The organism is Erythrobacter sp. S43, from assembly GCF_057364955.1.
This window is the reverse complement of the sequence record NZ_CP200285.1, coordinates 2,908,507-2,930,992: the sequence shown is the minus strand read 5'-3', so window position 1 is coordinate 2,930,992 and position 22,486 is coordinate 2,908,507. Positions and strand designations below refer to the sequence as shown.

Annotated in this window: 23 protein-coding genes and 1 tRNA gene; 12 read left to right on the top strand and 12 right to left on the bottom strand. The window is 57.8% G+C overall.

Going from position 1 to position 22,486, the window contains the following annotated elements:
* Positions 1–63: 63 nt before the first annotated feature.
* The 9 genes from AC0V6K_RS14480 to AC0V6K_RS14440 are packed head-to-tail and all read right to left on the bottom strand — an operon-like array spanning position 64 to position 9,385.
* Positions 64–1,260 carry a molybdopterin molybdotransferase MoeA gene (locus AC0V6K_RS14480; RefSeq protein ID WP_472623449.1) on the bottom strand — a complete coding sequence of 399 codons (1,197 nt, stop codon included), beginning with the start codon at positions 1,258–1,260 and terminating at the stop codon, positions 64–66.
* Positions 1,257–1,730 carry a cyclic pyranopterin monophosphate synthase MoaC gene (gene moaC, locus AC0V6K_RS14475; RefSeq protein WP_472623447.1) on the bottom strand — a complete coding sequence of 158 codons (474 nt, stop codon included), beginning with the start codon at positions 1,728–1,730 and terminating at the stop codon, positions 1,257–1,259. The genes AC0V6K_RS14480 and moaC overlap by 4 nt, the downstream gene beginning before the upstream one ends.
* Entirely contained in the window at positions 1,727–2,527 is an 801-nt protein-coding gene (trpC, locus tag AC0V6K_RS14470; protein WP_472623445.1) for an indole-3-glycerol phosphate synthase TrpC, read from the bottom strand. Before trpC ends, moaC begins: the two co-directional genes overlap by 4 nt.
* Positions 2,524–3,516: an anthranilate phosphoribosyltransferase gene (gene trpD / locus AC0V6K_RS14465; RefSeq protein ID WP_472623443.1), complete on the bottom strand. Its 993-nt coding sequence runs from the start codon at positions 3,514–3,516 to the stop codon at positions 2,524–2,526. The genes trpC and trpD overlap by 4 nt, the downstream gene beginning before the upstream one ends.
* The gene (locus AC0V6K_RS14460; RefSeq protein WP_472623441.1) at positions 3,513–4,109 is read right to left on the bottom strand and encodes an anthranilate synthase component II; all 597 of its coding nucleotides are present in this window, start codon (positions 4,107–4,109) and stop codon (positions 3,513–3,515) included. Before AC0V6K_RS14460 ends, trpD begins: the two co-directional genes overlap by 4 nt.
* A complete protein-coding gene (pip, locus tag AC0V6K_RS14455; RefSeq protein WP_472623439.1) occupies positions 4,106–5,065 on the bottom strand; it encodes a prolyl aminopeptidase in 960 nt (319 codons plus the stop codon). Before pip ends, AC0V6K_RS14460 begins: the two co-directional genes overlap by 4 nt.
* 1 nt (position 5,066) lies before the next feature.
* Positions 5,067–5,903, bottom strand: a complete 837-nt coding sequence (locus tag AC0V6K_RS14450) for a phosphodiester glycosidase family protein (RefSeq protein WP_472623437.1) — start codon at positions 5,901–5,903, stop codon at positions 5,067–5,069.
* Complete coding sequence (gene trpE / locus AC0V6K_RS14445) at positions 5,900–7,429, bottom strand: anthranilate synthase component I (RefSeq protein WP_472623435.1); 1,530 nt, start codon at positions 7,427–7,429, stop codon at positions 5,900–5,902. The genes AC0V6K_RS14450 and trpE overlap by 4 nt, the downstream gene beginning before the upstream one ends.
* A gap of 21 nt (positions 7,430–7,450) precedes the next feature.
* The gene (locus tag AC0V6K_RS14440; protein WP_472623433.1) at positions 7,451–9,385 is read right to left on the bottom strand and encodes a peptidylprolyl isomerase; all 1,935 of its coding nucleotides are present in this window, start codon (positions 9,383–9,385) and stop codon (positions 7,451–7,453) included.
* Between the two features lie 213 nt (positions 9,386–9,598).
* On the opposite strand from AC0V6K_RS14440, the gene tpiA reads away from it, so the two are divergent.
* The 3 genes from tpiA to pyrG all read left to right on the top strand — a co-directional run bounded on the left by tpiA (position 9,599) and on the right by pyrG (position 12,600).
* Positions 9,599–10,372 carry a triose-phosphate isomerase gene (gene tpiA / locus AC0V6K_RS14435; RefSeq protein ID WP_472623431.1) on the top strand — a complete coding sequence of 258 codons (774 nt, stop codon included), beginning with the start codon at positions 9,599–9,601 and terminating at the stop codon, positions 10,370–10,372.
* An 81-nt stretch (positions 10,373–10,453) separates the two neighbouring features.
* The gene (gene secG, locus AC0V6K_RS14430) at positions 10,454–10,864 is read left to right on the top strand and encodes a preprotein translocase subunit SecG (protein ID WP_472623429.1); all 411 of its coding nucleotides are present in this window, start codon (positions 10,454–10,456) and stop codon (positions 10,862–10,864) included.
* Between the two features lie 101 nt (positions 10,865–10,965).
* Positions 10,966–12,600, top strand: coding sequence for a CTP synthase (gene pyrG, locus AC0V6K_RS14425; RefSeq protein ID WP_472623427.1), 1,635 nt, complete (start codon positions 10,966–10,968; stop codon positions 12,598–12,600).
* Positions 12,601–13,007: 407 nt separating this feature from the next.
* Here pyrG and AC0V6K_RS14420 read toward each other — a convergent pair whose 3' ends face one another.
* The gene (locus tag AC0V6K_RS14420; RefSeq protein ID WP_472623425.1) at positions 13,008–13,484 is read right to left on the bottom strand and encodes an Hsp20 family protein; all 477 of its coding nucleotides are present in this window, start codon (positions 13,482–13,484) and stop codon (positions 13,008–13,010) included.
* A 170-nt stretch (positions 13,485–13,654) separates the two neighbouring features.
* Here AC0V6K_RS14420 and grxC point away from each other — a divergent pair, with 170 nt between their 5' ends.
* From grxC to AC0V6K_RS14400, 4 genes are all read left to right on the top strand, one after another.
* Complete coding sequence (gene grxC, locus AC0V6K_RS14415) at positions 13,655–13,918, top strand: glutaredoxin 3 (RefSeq protein ID WP_472623423.1); 264 nt, start codon at positions 13,655–13,657, stop codon at positions 13,916–13,918.
* Positions 13,919–13,927: 9 nt separating this feature from the next.
* Positions 13,928–14,782: a carbon-nitrogen hydrolase family protein gene (locus tag AC0V6K_RS14410; protein WP_472623421.1), complete on the top strand. Its 855-nt coding sequence runs from the start codon at positions 13,928–13,930 to the stop codon at positions 14,780–14,782.
* Positions 14,779–15,255, top strand: coding sequence for a DUF1178 family protein (locus AC0V6K_RS14405; RefSeq protein ID WP_472623419.1), 477 nt, complete (start codon positions 14,779–14,781; stop codon positions 15,253–15,255). The genes AC0V6K_RS14410 and AC0V6K_RS14405 overlap by 4 nt, the downstream gene beginning before the upstream one ends.
* Before the next feature lie 33 nt (positions 15,256–15,288).
* A tRNA-Arg gene (locus AC0V6K_RS14400) sits at positions 15,289–15,365 on the top strand.
* A 12-nt stretch (positions 15,366–15,377) separates the two neighbouring features.
* On the opposite strand, the gene AC0V6K_RS14395 is transcribed toward AC0V6K_RS14400, so the two are convergent.
* Entirely contained in the window at positions 15,378–16,604 is a 1,227-nt protein-coding gene (locus AC0V6K_RS14395) for an MFS transporter (protein ID WP_472623417.1), read from the bottom strand.
* Entirely contained in the window at positions 16,601–17,587 is a 987-nt protein-coding gene (locus AC0V6K_RS14390; RefSeq protein WP_472623415.1) for a haloalkane dehalogenase, read from the bottom strand. The genes AC0V6K_RS14395 and AC0V6K_RS14390 overlap by 4 nt, the downstream gene beginning before the upstream one ends.
* 13 nt (positions 17,588–17,600) lie before the next feature.
* Between AC0V6K_RS14390 and AC0V6K_RS14385 the strand changes: the two genes are divergently transcribed.
* The 5 genes from AC0V6K_RS14385 (at position 17,601) to AC0V6K_RS14365 (ending at position 22,442) form a co-directional block, all read left to right on the top strand.
* Positions 17,601–18,761 (top strand): acyl-CoA dehydrogenase family protein, encoded by a 1,161-nt coding sequence (locus AC0V6K_RS14385; protein ID WP_472623413.1) that lies wholly within the window; start codon positions 17,601–17,603, stop codon positions 18,759–18,761.
* Positions 18,762–18,873: 112 nt separating this feature from the next.
* On the top strand, positions 18,874–19,170 hold the full coding sequence (locus AC0V6K_RS14380; RefSeq protein WP_472623411.1) for a septum formation initiator family protein: 297 nt from the start codon (positions 18,874–18,876) through the stop codon (positions 19,168–19,170).
* Between the two features lie 154 nt (positions 19,171–19,324).
* Positions 19,325–20,419, top strand: coding sequence for a pyruvate dehydrogenase (acetyl-transferring) E1 component subunit alpha (gene pdhA, locus AC0V6K_RS14375; protein ID WP_472623409.1), 1,095 nt, complete (start codon positions 19,325–19,327; stop codon positions 20,417–20,419).
* Positions 20,420–20,422: 3 nt separating this feature from the next.
* A complete protein-coding gene (locus AC0V6K_RS14370; protein WP_472623407.1) occupies positions 20,423–21,766 on the top strand; it encodes a pyruvate dehydrogenase complex E1 component subunit beta in 1,344 nt (447 codons plus the stop codon).
* A gap of 22 nt (positions 21,767–21,788) precedes the next feature.
* A complete protein-coding gene (locus tag AC0V6K_RS14365) occupies positions 21,789–22,442 on the top strand; it encodes a hypothetical protein (RefSeq protein WP_472623405.1) in 654 nt (217 codons plus the stop codon).
* Positions 22,443–22,486: the final 44 nt, after the last annotated feature.

Here is a 22,486-nt window from a genome sequence, read left to right as displayed (position 1 = left end):
GTGGAACAAGTAGGCAACATGATCCGGTGAGTCAAGCGGCTATGGCCCGCAAACCCGCAGAATTCAGCCATTCTGGAGGTTAAACACCTGAACCGGTTTACCAGCCTTCACCGGCGGCGAGTTGGGAGGCCGATCAATAAGGCAGTTGGCTAGTGCCATTGAACGCAAGGCGCTCGAGTCCTGCGAACCAGCAAGCCTGACATTGGCACCATCGCTGATACCACGCAGGAACTCGCGGCGGCCGCCCGTAGCCGGGAGACCCTCTGATGAGATCAGTGTTTGGTGTTTTGGGAAAGGGTCAGGATCACCCATTGATGCGCGTATCAGGGGCAGGGCGAAGAGAAAGCAGGTCACGAAGCTTGAGACTGGATTGCCCGGTAGGCCTAGGATGACTTGCGTGCCCAATTCATCCACGCGCGTAGCGACCAACAACGGTTTACCCGGCTTGATAGCGACCTTCCAAAAGTCGATTTTTGCACCCCAGTCCTCCAGCGCCGTCTGGATCAGATCATGGTCACCGACTGACGCCCCGCCAGAGGTGATGAGGATGTGATTTTCTGCGGCACTATCGAGAGCGGCTGCCAGAGCGACTTCATCATCAGGCACGGGACCGAGCTGCTCAACACTACCCACATAGGGTGAAACCATTGCGCCTATCATCAACCCATTGCTTGCTGGGATCTGGTGCGGTTCGCAGGGATCGCCGGGTCTTACCAACTCGTCTCCGCTGTCCAGCACGGCCACTGATGGCGGTTCGACCTCTGATAGGGAATGCTGCCCCGATGAAGCTGCAAGCGCGAGGACGGCAGGTGTGACCCGAATTCCTTTGCGAAGCACGGTGTCACCAAATCCGAAGTCAAAACCCATTGCGCGGACATGGCTGCCGGGACCGGGCATAACCTGAGCTGCAACGGTGTCTCCATTGACCGTTGCGTTCTCCTGGATAAGCACGCGGTCAGCACCTTGAGGCATGTGTGCCCCGGTAGAGATGCGCACACACTCGCCAGCTTGGAGTGCCCCTTCATAAGGAGAACCAGCGCGGCTTTCTCCCACTCGTTTCCACGGGCCGTGTTCACCCGCAAGGGCATAGCCATCCATAGCGGACAGGTCGGCGGGCGGTTGAGTGCGCCGGGCTACAACATCTTCAGCTAGGTAACGCGGCGGCGCGTTTGGCATCAAGCCAATGCTTGCCGAATGCCTCTTCGGCGCCAGCGCCAGCAGCCGTTCCCAAGCTTCCTCAAGAGTGAGCATTGCGCTCATTCAGCCGCTTTCCAGTGTCCCGACTTGCCTCCGCGCTTTTCGATCAAGCGAACAGCATCGATGACCATGCCTTTATCGATAGCTTTGGCCATATCATAGATGGTCAGCAGCGCTGTGGAGACTCCCACCATTGCCTCCATCTCAACCCCGGTTTTGCCAGTCAGCGAAGCGGTTGCTGTGGCGCGCACGGCATCCTCTTCGAACGCAAACTCAACATTCACGGCATCGAGCGCGAGCGGGTGGCAAAGCGGGATCAACTCACCGGTCTTTTTGGCGGCCATGATCCCGGCGATACGGGCGGTGCCAAGAACATCGCCTTTGGGTGCATCTCCGTCTCTGATAGCGGCAAGTGCTTCGGGCGACATCCGTATCCGGCCCGATGCAATGGCTACACGTTCGGTGGCCGCTTTACCTCCGACGTTGACCATGCGCGCCGCACCGTCTTCGCCGATATGTGTAAGGTCGCTCATGCAGCAGAATGTGCGCCAAGCAGCTCTTGTGTGGCAAGGGTTATGTCATCGCTGCGCATAAGACTTTCGCCAACGAGGAATGTGCGCACGCCCGACCTTGCCAGCCGCTCGCAATCATCGTTCGAGGCGATGCCGCTTTCGCCGACCAGCAATGCCCCCTCTGGGGCGAGTGGGGCGAGCCGTTCGGTAGTTGTGAGCGAAGTGGTGAAGGTCTTCAGATCGCGGTTATTCACCCCGAGCAGGCGGGACTTAAGATGCTTGGCCGCGCGTTCGAGCTCTTGCTCGTCATGGACTTCGATCAAGACATCCATGCCATGTTCAGCGGCCGCCGTTTCTATCTCGACCATTGCCGAATCCTCGAGCGCGGCAACAATGATCAAGATCGCATCCGCCCCGATGGCGCGCGCCTCCAGGCACTGCCACGGATCGACCATAAAGTCTTTGCGCAGCACTGGTAGGTCACAGGCATTGCGCGCGGCGATGAGGTATTCCTCATGCCCTTGGAAGTATGACGCATCGGTCAGGACTGATAAACACGTTGCTCCACCAGCCTGATAATCACGGGCATGATCTGCAGGACGGAAGTCTTCTCTAATCAGGCCCTTAGAGGGGCTAGCCTTCTTAATCTCCGCGATCAGACCAAAGGCGGTCTCTGATGCAGCGCGCAATGCCGTTTCAAAGCCGCGGGGAGCGGACTGTTCGCGTGCCATGGCGCGCAGATCACCAGTTGAGACCTTCTGCTTGCGTGTATCAACCTCGTCGCGCTTGGTAGCGCAGATTTCTTCGAGCTTGTTCATTGTGCCAGCGCAATCCAGTCCGCGAGGAGTTTACCAGCCTTGCCGCTGTCGAGTGCCTCTGCGGCAAGCGAAGCGCCTTCACCCCAATCATCAGTCTTGCCCGACACTACCAGAGTTGCTGCAGCATTGAATATGACCGCGTCACGGTACGCGCCCGGGGTACCTTCAAGTAGAGCCTTCAGAGCCTTCGCATTGTGATCCGCTTCACCGCCACGAATGGCTTCAACCGGCGCATGCTCTAATCCAATCTGTGACGCGTCGACCCGTCGCATCGCAAAATCGTTGCCGTCTACATCGGCAAGCTCGTTCCCGCCGGCGAGACTAAGCTCGTCAAGGCCCTCATCACCCGAAACAATAAACGTACGCTCTGTGCCGAGCCGCGCTTTGGCATCGGCATAGATCGGGACATAACCCGGGCGGGCGATCCCGATAAGCTGACGCTTGACCCCAGCAGGGTTCGACAATGGCCCCATCAGATTGAAGATCGTCCGCTTGCCCAGCTTTTGGCGAATGGGCTGAATACGGCCCATTGCGGGGTGGTGGTTCTTTGCGAAGAGAAAACAGATCCCGATTTCCGCCAGCGTCTTTTCGGCCGTACGTCCAGCTGCGTCCATATCGAGACCGAGGGCTTCAAGGGTGTCCGCCGCGCCCGATTTTGAGGAGGCGGCGCGGTTCCCGTGTTTGGCGACCGGAACTCCGCACGCTGCGACGACAAGACTTACGGCAGTCGAGACGTTGAGCGTGTGATGGCCATCACCGCCAGTGCCGCAGCAGTCGATGGCGTTGTCTGGGGCTTCTATCGGGATTAACCGGGCACGAAGCGCACGCGCTGCGCCTGCAATTTCTTCGGCGGTCTCACTGCGCTCCGTCATCGCCAGCAGGAAGCGCGCGATTTCTTCTTCGCTCGCTTCGCCATCAAGTATCCAGCCGAACACCTCTTCGGCTTCGGTTTCACTCATGTGAGGGACGGCGAGGGGGAGTGTCTTCATGGTTTCACTCGTTCGGGCAGCTGCGCTTCGATGCCGCAGATGTTTAGGAAATTGGCAAGCAGCGCGTGACCGTATTCAGTTGCGATGCTTTCAGGGTGAAATTGGACGCCGTGGATGGGCAGTTCTGTATGACGGAAGCCCTGCACATGGTCATCGTCCGAGCGAGCGTTAACCGCGAGGCAATCGGGAATGTCTTCAACAATCAGAGAGTGATAGCGCGTTGCGGTGAAGGGCGAGGGGATACCCGCAAACACGCCTGTCCCATCATGCGTGACCGGCGAGGTTTTGCCATGCATCAACCCGCCCCGTGTAACTTTGCCGCCAAAATGTTGGCCGATGCTTTGATGGCCGAGACACACGCCAAGCAGCGGCTTTACGCTGTCTGCGCAGGCGGCAACGAGATCGAGGCTGATCCCCGCCTCGTTGGGTGTACACGGTCCGGGTGAAATCAGAAAGCCCGCCGCACCTGTGGCCAAGGCTTCATTGGCCGACATCGTATCATTACGCTCCACCCGCACCTCGACACCCAGCTCCAAAAGATAATGGACAAGGTTGAAGGTGAAGCTATCGTAATTGTCGATAACGAGGATCATTGAGCTGCCTTGGCGAAGTGATCTGTTGCTCGTATCAAACCGTCGACAATGCCCGGCTCTCCCGCGCTGTGGCCGGCATCGTGGATGATCCAAAGATCGCCTTTGGACCAGACTTTGGACAGCGCATAGGCGGATGTCGGCGGGCAGCACACGTCGTGGCGGCCTTGCACGATAATACCGGGAATGTCGGCGATCTTGTCCGCATTTTGCAAAAGCTGACCGTCTTCGAGGAAGAAGTCCTGAAGGAAGTATTTTGCGCAGATGCGCGCAAAGGGGACCGCTTTTGACGGGTCTTCGAACTCAGCCAAAAGGTCGGGGTTGGGCAGCAGCGTTGCCACTGATCCCTCCCACAGCGACCATTGCGTCGCCGCCGCCAGACGCGTGGGTTCATCCTCGCTCGTCAGGCGGTCATAATAGGCTTTGACGAGGTTGCTGCGCTCGGCTTCCGGAATGTGACCGCTAAAGCTGTCCCACTGTTCGGCCATGATCTCGCTGGCCCCATATTCGTACAGCCATTTCTTCTCACTCTGGCGAGCAAGGAACACGCCGCGCAATATCAGCTCGGAAACACGGTCAGGATGCCGCTGGGCGTAGGCGAGGGCGAGGGTGGCTCCCCAGCTGCCACCGAACACCTGCCATGTGTCGAACCCGCAATGCTCGCGCAGATGCTCAATGTCGGCGACGATGCGCCATGTGTCATTGTTCTCGATCTCGGCAAAAGGCATCGACTTGCCGCAGCCCCGCTGGTCGAACAGCACGACGTCGTACTTTTCTGGATCCCATTGGCGGCGATGCGAGGGCGCCATGCCGCCGCCGGGGCCGCCATGAAGGAAGACCGCTGGTTTTGCACCAGGGGTGCCGACCCGCTCATAATACAGCGAATGTCCCTCACCGACATCGAGCATGCCGGTCTCATAGGGTTCAATTTCAGGATAAAGCGTGCGCCGTTCGGTCATGTCAGGATGCTTTCTTGGTCACAACTATGATGGCGCCAACACTGCCTTGGTCGAGCCGTCCTTTGGCCGGATCCCAAAGGGTAGAGCTGCCACTGTTCAGGAACAGGGCATTTCTGGCTTTGATATCATCGCGGAAGAAACGGGCTAGTTGGCCAAAGCTGAGCGGATCGCTGCTGATAACGAAATGCGCTTTGCCATCGGAGGTTACGCCGACTCCGCTGCGCACGCTGCGCGACGGACCATTCTCGGAGATTTCCGGATGCAGTTTGCCGTCTACAACCAGCATCGGGCCAGATTGCGTTCCGAATTCAGGACGATCACCGACGGTGGAGTAGAAACTGGGTGTTGCCAGAACCCGCCATGTCCCACCGGTGCCGAAGAACACGCCATTGGGCTTGAGGAAGAAGTTGCTGTCTCCGTCACCAAGGTTCAGCTCAACGATGCGATCCTTGTCCTCAACGTAGTATCCGCGTGGTTTGCCGCCATCGCCATTGGGACCTGCATTAATTGCGAAGGCGATCGATGTCTTGTCGACTGTCTGCGCATATCCTGCGATTGATCCGTAGCGCGCGCCTCCACGCTGCTGAAACGCGGTCTTGATGCGATGCTGTGCTGGGTCAGCGATGCAATGCGTCAGGGATACGCCTTCAAACTCGGCTTCGCGACATGCTGATGCCATTTCCAGTTCGGTGGTTTCGGTTGCCTCGGGCTCCGGTTCGGACACCGATTCGACTTCCGATCCGTCGAGATTGGAGCGCACAATCGGCTCGCCTTCCGGCTGCTGTTCGCAAGCGGTCAAGGCGAGAGGCACGGTGGCAAGCGCTATCATCCGCTTCATTGGCCAAACTCCGGTTCGCTAGCCACACGCACGGCCTCTTTCGCCGCAGCGATCAAAGCGCCAGCCTTTGCGCGACATTCTGCCAGTTCGTAGTCCGGATCGCTGTCGGCGACGATGCCGGCGCCTGCCTGCACATGCATGGTCCCGTTCTTCACCACGGCTGTGCGAAGAACAATACAGCTGTCGACCGAACCGTCTGGTGCGAAATATCCGACACCTCCTGCATAGGCACCGCGTGTTTCAGGCTCCAGTTCGGCGATGATCTCGCAGGCTCTGATCTTGGGTGCGCCCGATACTGTGCCCGCCGGAAAGCCCGCGAACAGGGCATCGAGCGCGTCTTTATCGTCGGCCAATTGGCCCACCACGTTGCTGACAATGTGCATAACATGGCTGTAGCGTTCGATGCCGAAGCTGTCAGTCACTTCCACACTGCCCTTTGCCGCTACGCGGCCGACATCGTTCCGGCCCAGATCGAGCAGCATCAGGTGCTCGGCCCGTTCTTTGGGATCAACGATTAGGGAAGCTTCATTCGCCTTGTCCTCAGTGGGTGTCGCGCCACGCGGACGGGTTCCTGCGATCGGACGAATAGTTACCTCGCCATCGCGCACCCGCACGAGGATTTCGGGGCTTGATCCGACGATGGCAAATCCCGGCAAATCGAGGAAATAGAGGAACGGGGAAGGGTTTACACGCCGCAGGGCGCGGTAAAGCGCCAACGGTGGCAGTTCAAAATCGCAAGTGAAGCGCTGGGCCAGCACGACTTGAAAGATGTCTCCGGCCAGGATGTAATCCTTCGCGCGCGTCACCAGCGCCTTGTAGTCTTCGCCATCCAATGTCGGGAGAAGCTCCGGCTCTTGCGCCGTTCCGGGTAAACGCGGCTCCGCTGGGCGGGGTTTCGTCAGACTTCTTAGCGTTTCGGCGATCTTATCGCCTGCCCGCTCAATTGCCACTTCGGGATCGCTTGCCTCCCATATCGGCGCCACGCAGAAAAGCGTGTCGCTCAGGCTATCGAACACCAGAATGATAGTCGGGCGGACGAACAGCAGATCGGGCAAATCCAATTCGCTCGGTGCGGCACGCGGAAGGCTCTCAACCAGACCGATTGTCTCGTAGCCGAAATAACCCACCAAGCAGGCAAGGGCAGGGGGCAGGGCCTCGGGCACATCAAGCTGGCAGAGCTTTGACAGCGACCTGAGCTCGGTCAGCGCGTCTTGCTCACATGGCTGAAAGGCTTCGCGATCTTGATGCCAGTTGGCGTTTATTTCCGCCCGAGATCCTTGTCCTCTGAACACGAGATCAGGATCGAGCCCAAGAAGGCTGTAGCGGCCACGAACCTCACCGCCTTCTACCGACTCCAGCAAGAAGTCGCCTCGGCCGGGCACAATTAGGCGCCGCGCTGCGCCAACTGGTGTGTCGCTGTCTGCAATGACTTTTTGCCACACCAGCGACGGTCGCCCCGCGCTCAACGCGCGAAAGGCTTCATCCGCATTTTGCAGAGTGGCTGTGGATCCCAGTGTTTCGGTCACGCGGGGGCGCTGCCTCGCTTATCAGGTGTTGCCAAGAAGGCGCTCGCGGACTGCGTTGATCGCATCTTCATTGCGTTCAACACCCACGGAATCGCGGATCGCACGGGTCAGCTGCTCGGTATATTCGCGTGCCAGCGCAGGGGCGAGTTGCTGGCGCGTGTTAGTCAGCACTTCGTCATCCTCGTCCGGCAGCTCTGTCTCAATCGAGTCGAGATCGACGACAAACCAGCCTTGATCGGCAGGAGCTTCAAGGAGCTTGGTTGAACCGGCAGCCATGCTGAACATCAACACCAATGGCGGCGGGATGTTGTTGCGGGTCTGCGTCATCAGTTCCTGCCGCGCCAAATTCACATCGTCGATTGGCGGGAAAGAGCCATCTTCTTTGGCCAGCGCCTCGGCCAGCGAAGATTTGCCACGAACCGCTTCGAGCACGCGATTGGCAGCTGCTTTGGCCTTTTTGCTTCCTTCAGAAAGGCGCCACGCAGCGACAACCCGTTCGCGAATGTCAGACAATGGCGGAGCGGCTGCTTCTTGAATGTCTTGAACATCGAACACCACAAACTGCTGACCGGGGATCAATGGGGCCAGCTGCGGCTCGCCTTCGTCCATTTGGAATGCGGTCGACAGCGTCGGACGCAGGGGCTCGGGAACTTGTGTGTTCGGCTGTCCGAATACGCGTCCATCTGCAAGCAAAGGCGCGCTGGTAACGACATCAAGGTCGTATTTGTTGGCGACCTCAACCAGAGCTGAACCGTTATCCAGCTCCTCTTCAATCTTCGCGCTGAGATCAGCCAAGGCCGCAGCCCTTTTTTCTGTTTCAATCTGGCTGCTAAGCTCTTCAGTTGCTTGGGCCAGTGAACGGGCTGGCGTTGACGTCACATTGTCGATGCGGGCGATATAGAAACCCAGAGCGCTTCGAGCGGGGTCGGCGACGCCTCCACGTGGGGCCTTAAATACAGCATCAGCGACTTCCGCGCTGAACGCACTAGAAACCTGATCTTTGGTCTGATCCTCAACCGATGACACATTGAAGTTTGCCTCAGCGGCGGCCGTTTCGAGCGACGTTCCACCGCGAATTCGAGCAACAATCGCGTCTGCGGCCTCTTTGGTAGGGACCAGGAAAGAGGTTACGCTGCGCGTTTCGCTTGCGGCGAACTGCTCCGGATTTTCATCATAGCGGTTTTTGATGTCCGCTGCTGTTGCCGTGGTGCTAGTCGTGATCGCATCTGCTCCAAAAGCCGCGTAGCGCACTGTTCGACGTTCAGGGCGAACATAGCGGGCGCGGTTGTCATCGTAGAACTTCGTCAGCTGTTCAGATGATGGATCACCGCTTGGCGCAAACTCGGAGCTGGGGATCAGAGCAATTTTACCCTCGCGACGCTCTGTAACCAGCGCTGCATAGTGTTTGGCAACTTTGGCCGGCATCTGCGGCGCGGCAAATGCAGGGGCGAGCAGTTGTTGCGCCAGAAGTCCATCGCCCAAATCACGGCGGAAATCGCTTTCGGAGATATTCTGTTGCTGCAATGCGCCGAGAAAAGCCGCCTGATCAAAGTCCCCGCTTGCACCGCGGAATGCAGGGAACTGCAAAATCTCGCTGTTGACCAAGTTTTCCCCAGCTCTCAATCCGTTCTCTTCGGCGTAGGCGCCGATGGCGTAACGGTCGATCATCTGGCCAAGAACCTGCTCGAAGATGCCTTCTTCGATTAGCTGCTCGATCGTAATTGTCGGATTTTCCTGTCGCAACTGGCGCAGGGCCGATTGCGTGTTACTGGTCAATTCGTTGGTCGAGATCCTCTCATCTCCAACCACGGCTACCCGGTCACCACCGGAAACGCTCCCCGCCAGACTGCCGGACATATCCGACGCCGCGAATGCGAGAGCGATAAGCCCGATAAACACGAATGTGATCGCGAGGCCGATCTTTGACTTAAAGAAGTTGCGAAATGCAGAGATCATGGTTGTGGGGTTTTCTCATTAGATATGCAGGTCAACGTAGCGTCAAAGAAACCAAGTGCGTCCTCGACGAATTTCTCAGCGGTCTTTATCGGCCATGCGACCTCGCGGCAACAGTGCAAGATGGCTTTTGACTGAAGTGCTTTACTCGGGTAGCGGACGCCGCCCCCGATCCCTAAGTCGGGCCCCAGATTCGTAATTTGCAGGAATTCATCAATGGCCCAGCGGCCCTACATCGTTGGAAACTGGAAGATGCACGGCACCCGCGCCATGCTTTCGGACGCTCGCGCAATTGACCGCGCGGCCCAACGTCACATGAAAGTAGAGGTTGCGATTGCGCCTCCATACACGCTGCTTCATCCGGTTCACCGTGAAGCAGAACAAATCGGCGTTGGCGCACAGGATTGCCATCACGAAGCCGAAGGCGCGTTCACCGGAGATATCTCGGCGGCAATGATCGCCGATGCAGGCGCCAAATTTGTGATCCTTGGTCATAGCGAGCGCCGTGAAGCGCATGGCGAGACAGCATCGATGATTGCGGCGAAGGTGCAAGCAGCACTTGATGCCGGTTTGCGCGTGATCCTTTGCTGCGGCGAACCTGCCTCTTCACGCGAAAGCGGAAATGCCACGTCGTTTGTAAAGCGCCAGTTGAAAGCGTCGCTTCCTGAACCGTCGGAAACGTTGGGTGATGCGAGTGAGAAGATCACCGTTGCGTATGAACCGATCTGGGCAATTGGCAGCGGCAATGCGGCCACTGTGGAAGACATCGCCGAAATGCATGCGGTTATTCGCGGTGTTCTCGTCGAACTTTACGGTGAAGAGCAGGGCGAGGAAACTCGCATCCTCTATGGTGGATCGGTCAAGCCCGATAACGCCGCTGAAATCCTCGCTACCCCCAATGTCGGCGGCGCATTGGTTGGTGGTGCCAGCCTGAGCGTAGACAGCTTTATGGGTATCGCGCTTGCCGCTGGAGACAGCGACGAAGACTGATCCTGCATTGCCACCGTCTCCCGGCTTGTCGTGAGGCGTGTGCGAGACTACATGCGCTGAAAGCTTTTTCGAGAAACACACATGTCACTCTTTATCTTCCTCACCGTTCTTCAGGCGATTGTCGCTGCTGCGCTCGTGGGCGTGGTCCTTATGCAGCGTTCCGAAGGCGGTGGCCTTGGCATCGGCGGCAGCCCTGGCGGTGCACTTGGTGCGCGTGGCGCGGCGGACTTTCTTACCCGCTCAACGAAGTGGCTCGCCGTGGCATTTGTGACGCTTTCGATTGCGCTTGCCGCTGTGGCGGTTGAGACCACGAGTTCGGACACGGTCACGTCGACTGTTGATCGCAGTACCGGCGGCGGAGCTACTGACCTGGTTCAGGATAATCAGGAAACAGAGGCCGATCCGCTTGCTGCCCCTGACGCTCCTGCAGTTGAAGGTGAAGGCTCAGAGGCGGCGCCTGAAGCAGCTGACGAAGACCCGCTCGCTCAGTAAGCGCAACCAAGCTCCAAATCACGAACAACTGTGGATGGCTTCAAAAGCCATTCGCAATTCGCTTGCCCCGAATCCGTCGACACGCTTAAGGCCCAACTCCCATGGCGCGGTACATTTTTATCACCGGCGGCGTGGTCTCCTCGCTCGGCAAAGGTCTCATGGCGGCAAGCTTGGCGTCGCTCCTTCAGGCGCGTGGGTACAAGGTCCGCATCCGGAAATTCGACCCCTATCTGAATGTCGATCCGGGCACGATGAGCCCGTATCAGCACGGCGAAGTGTATGTGACGGATGACGGGGCCGAGACTGACCTGGACCTTGGCCATTATGAGCGCTTCACCGGCGTATCTGCACGCCAGAGCGATAACATCACCTCTGGCCGCGTTTATCGCGACATCATCGCGAAAGAGCGGCGTGGTGATTATCTCGGCGCGACTGTGCAGGTCATCCCCCACGTAACCGACGCAATCAAACAGTTCGCGCTGGCTGATCAGGATGATCACGATTTCATCCTATGCGAAATTGGCGGCACGGTCGGTGACATTGAATCGCTTCCTTTTATGGAAGCGATCCGGCAAATCCGGAATGAGCTTGAGCCATTCCAGACGCTAAGCGTGCATGTAACGCTGGTGCCGTACATCGCGGCAGCGGGCGAGCTGAAGACCAAGCCAACGCAACACTCGGTCCGTGAGCTGGCCAGCCTTGGCATTAAGCCGGATGTGCTGCTGTGTCGTGCCGAGCATCCGATCCCCGACGGCGAACGCCAGAAGATCGCCAATTTCTGCAACGTCCGGAAAGAATCGGTCATCCCGGCTTTGGATGCGCCGTCGATTTACTCGGTGCCACTGCAGTACCATCAAGAAGGCCTCGACGAAGAGGTCCTGCGCGGCTTCGGCATTACCGACGCGCCTGCGCCCGATCTTTCCGCCTGGCACGATGTCACCGATCGCTACTTCAATCCGGAAGGTGAAGTAACGATTGGCGTGGTTGGCAAATATGTAGGTCTGCAAGACGCCTATAAGAGCCTGAACGAAGCGTTGGTTCATGGCGGACTCGCCAACCGGGTGAAGGTCAAGATCAAGTGGATCGACGCCGAGCTGTTCGAAGGCGATGAAAGTGAGATCGTGTCAGAGCTTGAGCCGCTGCACGGCATTCTGGTGCCTGGCGGCTTCGGTGAGCGGGGCAGTGAAGGAAAGATCTCCAGCGTACGCTTTGCCCGCGAACGCAAAGTGCCGTTCTTCGGCATCTGTCTCGGGATGCAGATGGCCTGTATCGAGGGCGCGCGGAATGCGGGATTCGCAAACGCATCCTCAACTGAGTTTGGCGAAACTGAGCAACCAGTTGTCGGGATCATCACAGAGTGGATGAGCGAAGACGGGCTTGAACAACGTGAGGCCGATGGAGACCTTGGCGGCACGATGCGACTTGGTGCTTATGACGCTAAGCTGACTGGCAACAGCCATACCTCACGTATCTATGGCGGGGCAGAGATGATCTCTGAACGCCATCGTCACCGCTATGAGGTCAACAGCGCTTACATCGGACCGTTGGAAAAGCAGGGCTTGGTGTTCTCGGGGATGTCTCCTGATGGTTTGCTGCCCGAGATTGTCGAACGGCCGGATCACCCATGGTTTGTCGGCGTGCAATTCCACCCGGAATTGAAGTCTAAGCCGTTTGATCCACATCCGCTGTTCGCCGGCTTTATCGAAGCAGCGCTGGAACACTCGCGACTCGTATAGCGAAGTACCTTTGCAGAATGCGAAATTCTGCGGTTTTTGAGCGCTGAAAGACCAGTTAGATTGTTATAACGTCACCGCTGAAGCGATGATGGTTACCGCGCGATTAAGTTTCGTTCGAAAACGCACGAAAATGCCAATTTTGCCCTTGCGTTCGCGCACTTTAACGCACTACCCGAGGGCAGGCCTACAGGTTTTAGTAAGGGGGTCAGTGCTAACGCCCTCTTCTTCCAGCTTCGCATGTGAACGCTAACGCGGCTGCGGACCAGGGGACAGCTTGTTCCGGCGTTGACCATCTTCTGCGACCCGGATGGTCAAAACCGGTCGAGGCGGCGTCTAACGTCGCAGGGGCGGATCACCATGATCCGCCCCCACGGGTTTCAAGATTTCAGATTTGCTGAATAAGCGTGTTACGCCGCGTCGGTCTTATCGCTGTCTGCATCGGGCACGGCAGTCAGAGCCGGAGCGCCATTCACCGCAATCTTCTTAGGCTTCATCGCCTCTGGCACTTCGCGCACCAAATCGATGATCAGCAATCCGTCTGCCAGGTCAGCACTTGCAACGCGGACATAATCGGCCAGTTCAAAGCGGCGCTCAAAACCGCGATTGGCGATGCCGACATGCAGCATCTGACCAGCTTCACCGTCATCCTCGCGCTTCTTACCTTGGACGGTCAGCAAGTTCTGTTGAGCAGTGATATCGATATCGTGCGGGCGGAAACCAGCTATTGCCAAGGTGATGCGATATTCATCTTCGCCGCGGCGTTCAATGTTGAAAGGGGGGTAATTGTCGCCAGCATTGGAGCGAGCCTGATTTTCGAGCAAGTCGAATAGGCGATCAAAGCCCACAGTACTGCGGCGATACGGGGTAAAATCAAAACGTGACATAGTTTCAAATCCTCTTGTTTGAGCAATTTGGTTTTCATTTGCGAACCTGCCTCATGCAGCGCCCGCTGGATTGTCACAGTGATGTCTCCCAAGACTGGCGAAACGCTGCGACACAGGCTATTTGGTGTGCGACAAAGGCCTTTCAAGAGGCATCAAATGGGATCACACACATGGCTCAGCCAACCATCGATATGTACACGAAATTCGCTTGCCCCTTTTGCGTTCGGGCCAAACGGCTGCTTTCGTCGAAGGGTGTAGAGATCAACGAATATGACATCACGATGGGTGGACCAAAGCGCGAGGAAATGATGCAACGCGCACCCAATGCTATGACGGTGCCGCAAATCTTTATCGGTGATACGTATGTCGGCGGGTCCGATGATCTCGCCGCCTTGGAAGAAGCCGGCAAGCTTGACGCATTGCTAGCGGGTTAGGGCGCTACTGTGCCCAAAATTGCCGTCCTGCAGATGACTTCGGGGATCGATCCGGAGGTCAATTTTCGCGACATCGCCGAGGCGGCAAAATGTGCGGCGGGTGAAGGAGCACGAATTCTCTTCACCCCGGAAATGTCACTGCTGCTCGATAAAGATCGCAAGCGTGCGCTGCAGACTATGTCTCAGCCGGGGTATGGAGTGGCGGAGAAGGAACAGGACGGTTCGCTCGAAGAACGCCTTTGGCTCCTAGCCGAGGACGTTCAGATCGACATTGCTTTGGGATCCATGCCACTTCCCTTTGAGGACGGAAAGCTGGTTAATCGATCTCTGTATATTCGCGCCGACGGAAACAACGCAGGGCATTACGACAAAATGCACATGTTCGATGTGCAATTGGGGACGGGAGAAACGTGGCGGGAAAGCTCAGCGTACCAACCTGGCGAAGAGCCATCGAGCATTTATGATTCGCCCTTGGGAGAATTGGGCCAAACGATTTGCTATGATCTTCGCTTCCCGGCCTTGTTTGACTGGCTGGGCCGTGTGCCTTGCGATGCCATCGCGGTTCCCGCTGCTTTCACCAAGCCGACAGGCGCCGCGCATTGGCACGTGATGTTGCGTGCGCGTGCCATCGAAGCCTCGGCTTTCGTTATCGCCGCCGCACAAGTTGGAAGGCATGAGGACGGACGCGAAACATATGGTCACTCACTCGTTGTCGATCCATGGGGCGAAGTGCTGCTCGACATGGGCGGCGAGGAGCCGGGTGTTGCCTACTGCGACATTGATCTATCGCGCATCGCCGAAGTTCGTCAGCAAGTTCCAAGCCTTGCCAATCGCCGCGAAATCCCCAAATCAGGCGCGCGATGATTGTATTCGATCTCCATTGTGACGACGGCCACCGTTTTGAAGGGTGGTTTGGTTCATCCTCCGATTTTGACGACCAGCGCGAGCGGGGTCTTCTGTCGTGCCCCCAGTGTGGGTCAGGTGTGATAAGCAAAGCGCCAATGGCGCCAGCGGTGCCTGCCAAGGGCAATACAAGGCCATCAGAACAATTGCCGGTCGAGGCATCGGAAACTACCCCGATCTCAAATACTCCGATGCCCACTGAAGTTCAAAAGGCGATGGAGGCGCTCGCAAAGGCTCAGGCCACTGCGTTGGAAAAAAGCACTTATGTCGGTGACAAGTTCGTCGAGCAATCGCGCGCCATGCATTATGGCGAACGGGATGATGCGCCAATCCATGGTCAGGCGAGCCTTAAGGAAGCAAAAGAGCTGGCAGACGAGGGTGTGCCGATTGCGCCTCTGCCATTTCCCATCGCTCCACCCGACAAACTGAATTGATTGGTCAGTCTGCGCTGCTATTGGTCGCGGCGGGGCCCCGTAGCTCAGCCGGATAGAGCATCAGATTCCTAATCTGAGGGCCGCGTGTTCGAATCACGCCGGGGTCACCATTTTTTCAATTGCTATGCGGGCGCGCTTTGCGCCGTCCCGTTTCCGTAAAGCCGCAGGGACAGGATGCAGAGCGCGGTCAAAGTGGCGCATGCACAGGTGATCGCTATTGCCGTGCCGCTCCAACCCGCTGCGTCATAGAGCGCCGTGCCGACAAAGGAGCCGATCCCGCCGCCGATAAACATCATCACGACATAGATCGTCGTCAGTCGTGTTCGTAAGGATGCTTCCTGCGACAGAAACGTCATACGACTGGCAACGTCGATGGCAGGTCCGACAGTAGAGGTGATGGCGATCGGGATCATCAGCAACCATACACTTCCGCCAAAGGGCAGAAGCAATGCAGTTCCAGCGGTCTGGATCATAGCCAAATACACCCGCGCGCGCCTCGCTCCGATACGGTCCGCCCACTCTCCGAAACGCGGGGTGGTCAGCACACTTATCGCGGCAAACCCGGCTAGGCAGCCAACGACGTCGGTGCCATATCCCATTTCGGGTGAGGTGAGATGAAGCGCCAGCCCCAGCCAGAGGGCGATGAATTGGCCAAAGCCGATGCCCTGAACCGCGCCCGATATGATGATCTCTCGATGCGTGCGAAGCAGCGGGAACACTGACAAGACCAATGCGGAATATGGCTGCTTCACGTCCTCTGACGCGGGCATCTCGGTCTTTGGCATGATGTATGGGAGCGCAACAGCGATGGAGATCATCGCGGCGCTTGCGATGTAGTACACGCTGCGCCACCCATAATATTCGGCGACCACGCCAGCGCCCACGCGCGCCAGCAATATCCCGAATATCACCCCGGCAGTCAGTGTCGCTGTCACATGACCAAGCCGTTCTGGTGCCACCCTGCGGGATGCATAAGCGGGCAACAGATAGGGCGCGATGGTGAAGAACCCCAGCAAGGTCGATCCCGCAGTGAACCAGAAGAAGTCGGGTGCGAGCGTCATCAAAATCAGGCCGACGCACTGACCGATGGTGAATAGGATCGTCAGCCTCCTGTTCGAATATCGGTCGCCAAGAGGCAGAAGCAAAAGGATTCCGATGGCCAGCGCCAACTGGTTCAGCGCCGGGACCAGACCGATGCGTGCGGCGCTGGTGCCAAAGCCATCAGCGACATCTGCGATAATCGGGTGGATGTAATACGCATTGGCGGTCACCACCGCGACAGCGAGGGCGAGCAACAATTCCTGCCGCCGCGTCAAACGCTGCGGCGACGCGGCAGCAACATCGCTCAAACCAGAAAACCTGCTTTCTTGGCGGTATCGATCACACCTTGAGCAAGCTCTACTGGGCGATCTTCCTGACAGAAGTGACCACAGGTTGAGAGCATCCCGTGTGGCATGTCTTTCGCCCCAGCAATGCGCTCAATCAGTGGCTTTGCGAGCCCGCCGGTGACCGGATCGTCTTCACCAAACAGGGTCAGGAACGGCTTGTCGAAGGTTGCAAGGCCTTCCCAAGCCACTTTGTTCTGCTCGATCCCGTCCATTCCGTCTTCCACCGGAACAAGTTGCGGAAATGCGCGCGCACCGGCCTTGCTTGGTTCATCGGGGAAGGGAGCATCGTAGGCTGCGACCTCCTCGGGCGTGCGCTCGGTGGCTGTTGCGCGCTGGAGCAATTCGCCAATCTTGAATTCGGGCGAAGATTTGGCGAATTCCCGCCAAGCCAGAAAAGCTGGCGAAGGTGTCCCGCCGGTCGGCAGGAAGGTGTTGCTGGCAACGACGCAGGTAAATTTGTCCGGTTCCTCGCCAACCATGCGCAGGCCGAGCAGACCGCCCCAATCCTGACAGAAAAGCGCAGCCGGCTCAGGCGCAACCGCCTCGCGCCATTGCTTCAACCAGCTGATATGGCGGTCATAAGTGTAGAAACCGATATCGTCCGGCTTGTCGCTTTTGCCAAACCCGATGAGGTCAGGGGCGAGGCAACGGAAGCCGGCATCGAGGAGAACCGGGATCATCTTGCGATACAGAAAGCTCCAGCTAGGCTCGCCGTGAAACAGCAAGACAGCAGGAGCATCCTTTGGGCCTTCATCAATGTAATGCATGCGACCGGAGTGGCCTTGACCAAGATCAATATCGACCCAGTTTTCGGCGAACTGATAATTGGGGATGTGTGCAAAACGGGCGGGGTCATGTTTCAGAACTTGCATCTCTTGTGTCTCCTCTCCCTGACGTGCAGAACCAGTATCAGAATAAAACGCAACTGCCAGCAGGCGTTCCATCAAAAGGACCCCAATGAGAGACGAAACCGAAGAGCTTACTGAAATCCGACGTGCCGTGCGGGCGCTGTGCGATGATTTTCCAGGTGAGTATTGGCGCGCCAAAGATGCCGCTCGCGAATATCCGGGCGAGTTCGTAGATGCGCTAACCAAAGCCGGTTTTCTCGCTGCCCTGATACCGGCTGAGTATAGAGGCAGCGGACTTAGCCTTGATGCTGCCTGCGTCATTATGGAAGAGATTCAGGCGAGTGGCTGCAATGGCGGCGCAGCGCATGCGCAAATGTACATTATGAACACGCTGCTTCGCTATGGCAGCGAGGATCAGAAGACCGCCTATCTCCCTAAGATCGCCGATGGCTCGCTCCGCTTGCAGGCGTTTGGGGTTTCCGAACCGACCAGCGGCACCGATACACTAAGCCTCAAAACACGCGCCGTTCGTGATGGCGACGAGTATGTTATCAACGGGCAAAAGATCTGGACCAGTCGCGCCGAGCATTCCGATCTGATGCTCCTCCTCGCGCGCACGACGCCGCGAGAGAATGTTGAGAAGAAGACCGAGGGACTCTCTATGTTCCTCGTCGATATGCAGCAGGCAGTCGGAAATGGAATGGAGATCAAGCCGATCCGCACAATGATGAACCACTCATCATGTGAGGTGTTCTTCGACGATTTGCGTATCCCGGCCAGCGCGCTTGTGGGTGAGGAGGGGAAAGGCTTTCGCTACATTCTCTCCGGCATGAACGCCGAGCGCATTCTGATCGCCGCTGAATGTATCGGCGATGCCAAGTGGTTCATCGATCAAGCCAAGACATATGCGAGCGACCGCAATGTCTTCGCGCGGCCCATCGGCCAGAACCAGGGTGTGCAGTTCCCCATTGCTCGCTGCTACGCCCAGATGCGCGCGGCGGAGTTGATGGTGCACCACGCCGCGCAAGTTTTTGATGAAGGTGGTAACGCGGGCGAGGAGGCCAATATGGCGAAGCTTCTCGCGTCAGAGGCCAGCTGGGCGGCAGCGGATATGTGCGTTCAAACCTTCGGCGGTTTCGGCTTTGCCGAGGAGTACGATGTCGAGCGAAAGTTCCGCGAGGCGCGCCTTTACACAGTGGCTCCAATTTCGACCAACCTGATCCTGTCCTACCTCGCAGAGCACGTTTTGGGCCTTCCACGCTCTTATTGAGACATTCTGAGTCCGAAATAGCACAGACAACAGCGGTTTTTGCGGCTGATTGCACGATTGCGCTTGAACCAGCGCGTTAACTGTGATTCTGTGTGACTTGAGGTTGGGGACTATGATCAAGACACAGTCAGAACAGTTCAAGCAGGGCGCTGCACTCGCGGTGTTGCTGCTGTTGACTGCGCTGACCATTGCCGGCCCAACCGGATTGCTCGCTTGGAGCGAAAATTCGCAAGCGTTGGAGCAACGGCAAGCACAGGTTGCGATGCTGACCGAGAAGCGGGATGCGCTGAAAAACCGCGTGGAACTGCTTGATCCGGAAGCGGCTGATCCTGATCTGATCGGTGAATTGCTGCGCGGTCAGAATGTCGTCCACGCCGACGAGCTTGTGGTGACTATCGAAGAAGAGTGATTGCTCTTTTCGATCGCGCCAACCCGTCCACATTTCTGCATACCAATACAGTCGCTTTACGTTGCGTGAAGCTGGGTTTGGCGGCATAGAACACTTGCGCAAGATCCTCCCCGAGTGCGCAGTCACACTGTGAAGAGAACAAAGGAAATCAGCCTTGGCCAAACAGCCCAGCAAGGCAAAAAAGCCCGCGACCAAGAAGCCTGAAAGCGTCGCACCGTCGGACGATCCGGACTTCATTCTGCACTCACTGCAGGAAGAGTTTGAGAAGGCAAAGCGCTTCAATGCGAGCGAAGAGCAGATGCTCGAGTTTTACGAGCAGATGCTGCTGATCCGTCGTTTCGAAGAGAAGGCGGGCCAGCTTTATGGTCTAGGTCTGATTGGCGGGTTCTGTCACCTTTACATCGGACAGGAAGCTGTCGCGATTGGCCTGCAGTCGGCGCTCGATGGCGATAAGGACTCGGTCATCACCGGCTACCGGGACCATGGCCACATGCTCGCATACGGCATCGACCCTAAGGTTATCATGGCGGAGTTGACCGGTCGTGAGGCTGGCATCTCGAAGGGCAAGGGCGGCTCGATGCACATGTTCAGCACCGAGCACAAATTCTACGGCGGCCACGGCATCGTGGGTGCACAGGTTGCGCTGGGCGGCGGTCTGGCGCTCGCTCACCAGTATAACAATGATGGAGGCCTGTGCCTCGCTTATTTCGGCGACGGCGCGGCCAACCAAGGTCAGGTCTACGAGACTTTCAACATGGCCTCTCTCTGGAACTTGCCGATCGTTTTCGTAGTCGAGGACAACCAATATGCCATGGGCACATCAACCAAGCGCTCTTCGGCAGAAACCCGCTTCTATCGGCGCGGCACATCTTTCCGCATTCCGGGTATGGAAGTGAACGGCATGGATGTGCTCGAAGTGCGAGCCGCTGCTGAAGTCGCATTCAAGCACGTTCGCGAAGGCAAAGGCCCTGTTCTAATGGAGCTCAACACTTACCGTTATCGCGGGCACTCGATGTCCGACCCTGCGAAGTATCGCACGCGCGAGGAAGTGCAGGATCAACGTGATCATCACGACCCGATCGAAGGGCTCAAGAAGACGTTGATCGAAAGCGGCAAGACCGAGGAAGACTTGAAGGCTATCGACAAGGCTATCCGTGCCCGTGTGGCCGAAGCGGCAGACTTCTCCGAAAGCTCACCAGAGCCCGCGCCGGTTGAACTCTACACCGATGTTTTGGTGGAGGAGTATTGAGACATGGGTATTGAACTTAAAATGCCTGCGCTGTCTCCAACCATGGAGGAGGGCACGCTTGCCAAATGGCTTGTCAAAGAGGGCGACGAAATCGCTCCAGGTGACATTATCGCCGAGATTGAGACCGACAAAGCCACGATGGAATTCGAAACCATTGATGAGGGTGTTATTGGCAAGATCATGGTGGCCGAGGGCACCGAGAATGTCGCTGTTGGCACGGTAATCGCGATGCTCGAAGGCGAGGGCGAGGAAACGCCCGTTCCGGCGGCGACGCCGACAGCTGCCCCGGAGCCGACACCTGTCGCAGCGGAAGCACCTGCTCCGAAGCCGGCAGCACAGGATCCTGAAATTCCCGAAGGCACCAGCTACACGGCCATCCCGGTTCGCGAAGCCTTGCGCGACGCGATGGCCGAGGAAATGCGCCGGGACGAGCGTGTGTTCGTTATGGGCGAGGAAGTCGCCGAGTATCAGGGCGCGTACAAAGTCACCCAAGGGCTGCTTGATGAGTTCGGCCCCAAGCGCGTGATCGACACACCGATCACCGAATACGGTTTTGCCGGTATCGGCTCTGGTGCAGCAATGGGCGGCCTGCGTCCCATCGTCGAGTTTATGACGTTCAACTTCGCCATGCAGGCGATCGACCACATTATCAACTCGGCGGCCAAAACGAACTACATGTCCGGCGGCCAGATGCGTTGCCCGATCGTGTTCCGTGGTCCCAATGGCGCGGCGTCGCGCGTGGGTGCGCAGCACTCGCAAAACTATGGCCCATGGTACGCCAGCGTCCCCGGCCTCATCGTCATCGCGCCTTATGACAGCGCCGATGCGAAAGGCCTGATGAAAGCAGCCATTCGCAGCGAAGACCCTGTGGTCTTCCTAGAGAACGAGCTGGTCTATGGCCGCAGCTTTGATGTGCCTGATATTGATGACCACGTGCTGCCAATCGGCAAGGCGCGGATCATGCGCGAAGGGTCTGATGTCACCATCGTCAGCTACTCGATCGGCGTTGGCCTCGCGCTCGAAGCGGCTGAAGAGTTGGCAGGCGAGGGCATCGACGCTGAAGTTATCGACCTGCGCACGCTGCGCCCGCTAGACAAAGAAGCTGTCCTGACCAGCCTTGCCAAGACCAATCGACTGGTCGTCGCGGAAGAGGGCTGGCCCACATGCTCAGTTGCCAGCGAGATTCAGGCGATTTGCATGGAAGAAGGCTTCGACGATCTCGACGCACCTGTTCTGCGCGTGTGCAACGAAGACGTGCCACTGCCTTATGCTGCAAACCTTGAGAAACTCGCTTTGATCGACGCCCCGCGCATCGTCGAGGCGGTAAAGAAGGTTTGCTACGTTTAAGGCGAAGCAGGCTGGGTGATGTGTGAGCGATCAGCTGCCTGAAACACTGCCCGATGAACGCGAATTGGCACTGGTGCATTCGCCGACGTCCGTTCGCGAAAAGCTGCGTGTGCTTCTCTGGCTTGATCAACGGCTTGCGCGGATAGTCTCACAAACGACTGAGCCCATGCTTGGGCAGATGCGGCTTGCATGGTGGCGCGAAATGCTTGCCAAGCCGGCAGAGGACCGGCCGCAAGGTGATGTGGTGCTGGACGGCATTGCACGGCACTGGTCCGGGAGTGAGGCCGCGCTGTCTGCTCTGGTCGATGGGTGGGAGCGTATGCTCGACGAGCCACCCTTGTCCAAAGAGGCAGCGTTGGAAATGGCCACAAGCCGCGCCGTGCCGTTTGTCGCTGTGGGCGATGTCGCCGTCGGATCAGATACAAGCGCGTTGACCGCAGGCAAGCTGTGGGCGCTCGTCGACACAGCTTTGAACACTGAGAATGCTGACGAGCGCGCAATGCTGTTCGACTTGGCTCGTGAACTGCCCCGTTCCACCAGCCTTCCGTCTAGCCTCAAGGGATTGGCCGTTTTGAACGCATTGGCGCGGCGTTCGCTCGACAAAGGCGGACGGCCCTTGATGGAGGGTCGCGGCGCGGCCTTGGTCGCCATAAGAGCGGCTATCTTTGGCAGGTAAACCCGTGTTATCACTTATCTAAGTCAAGTATTGACGAAGGGGCG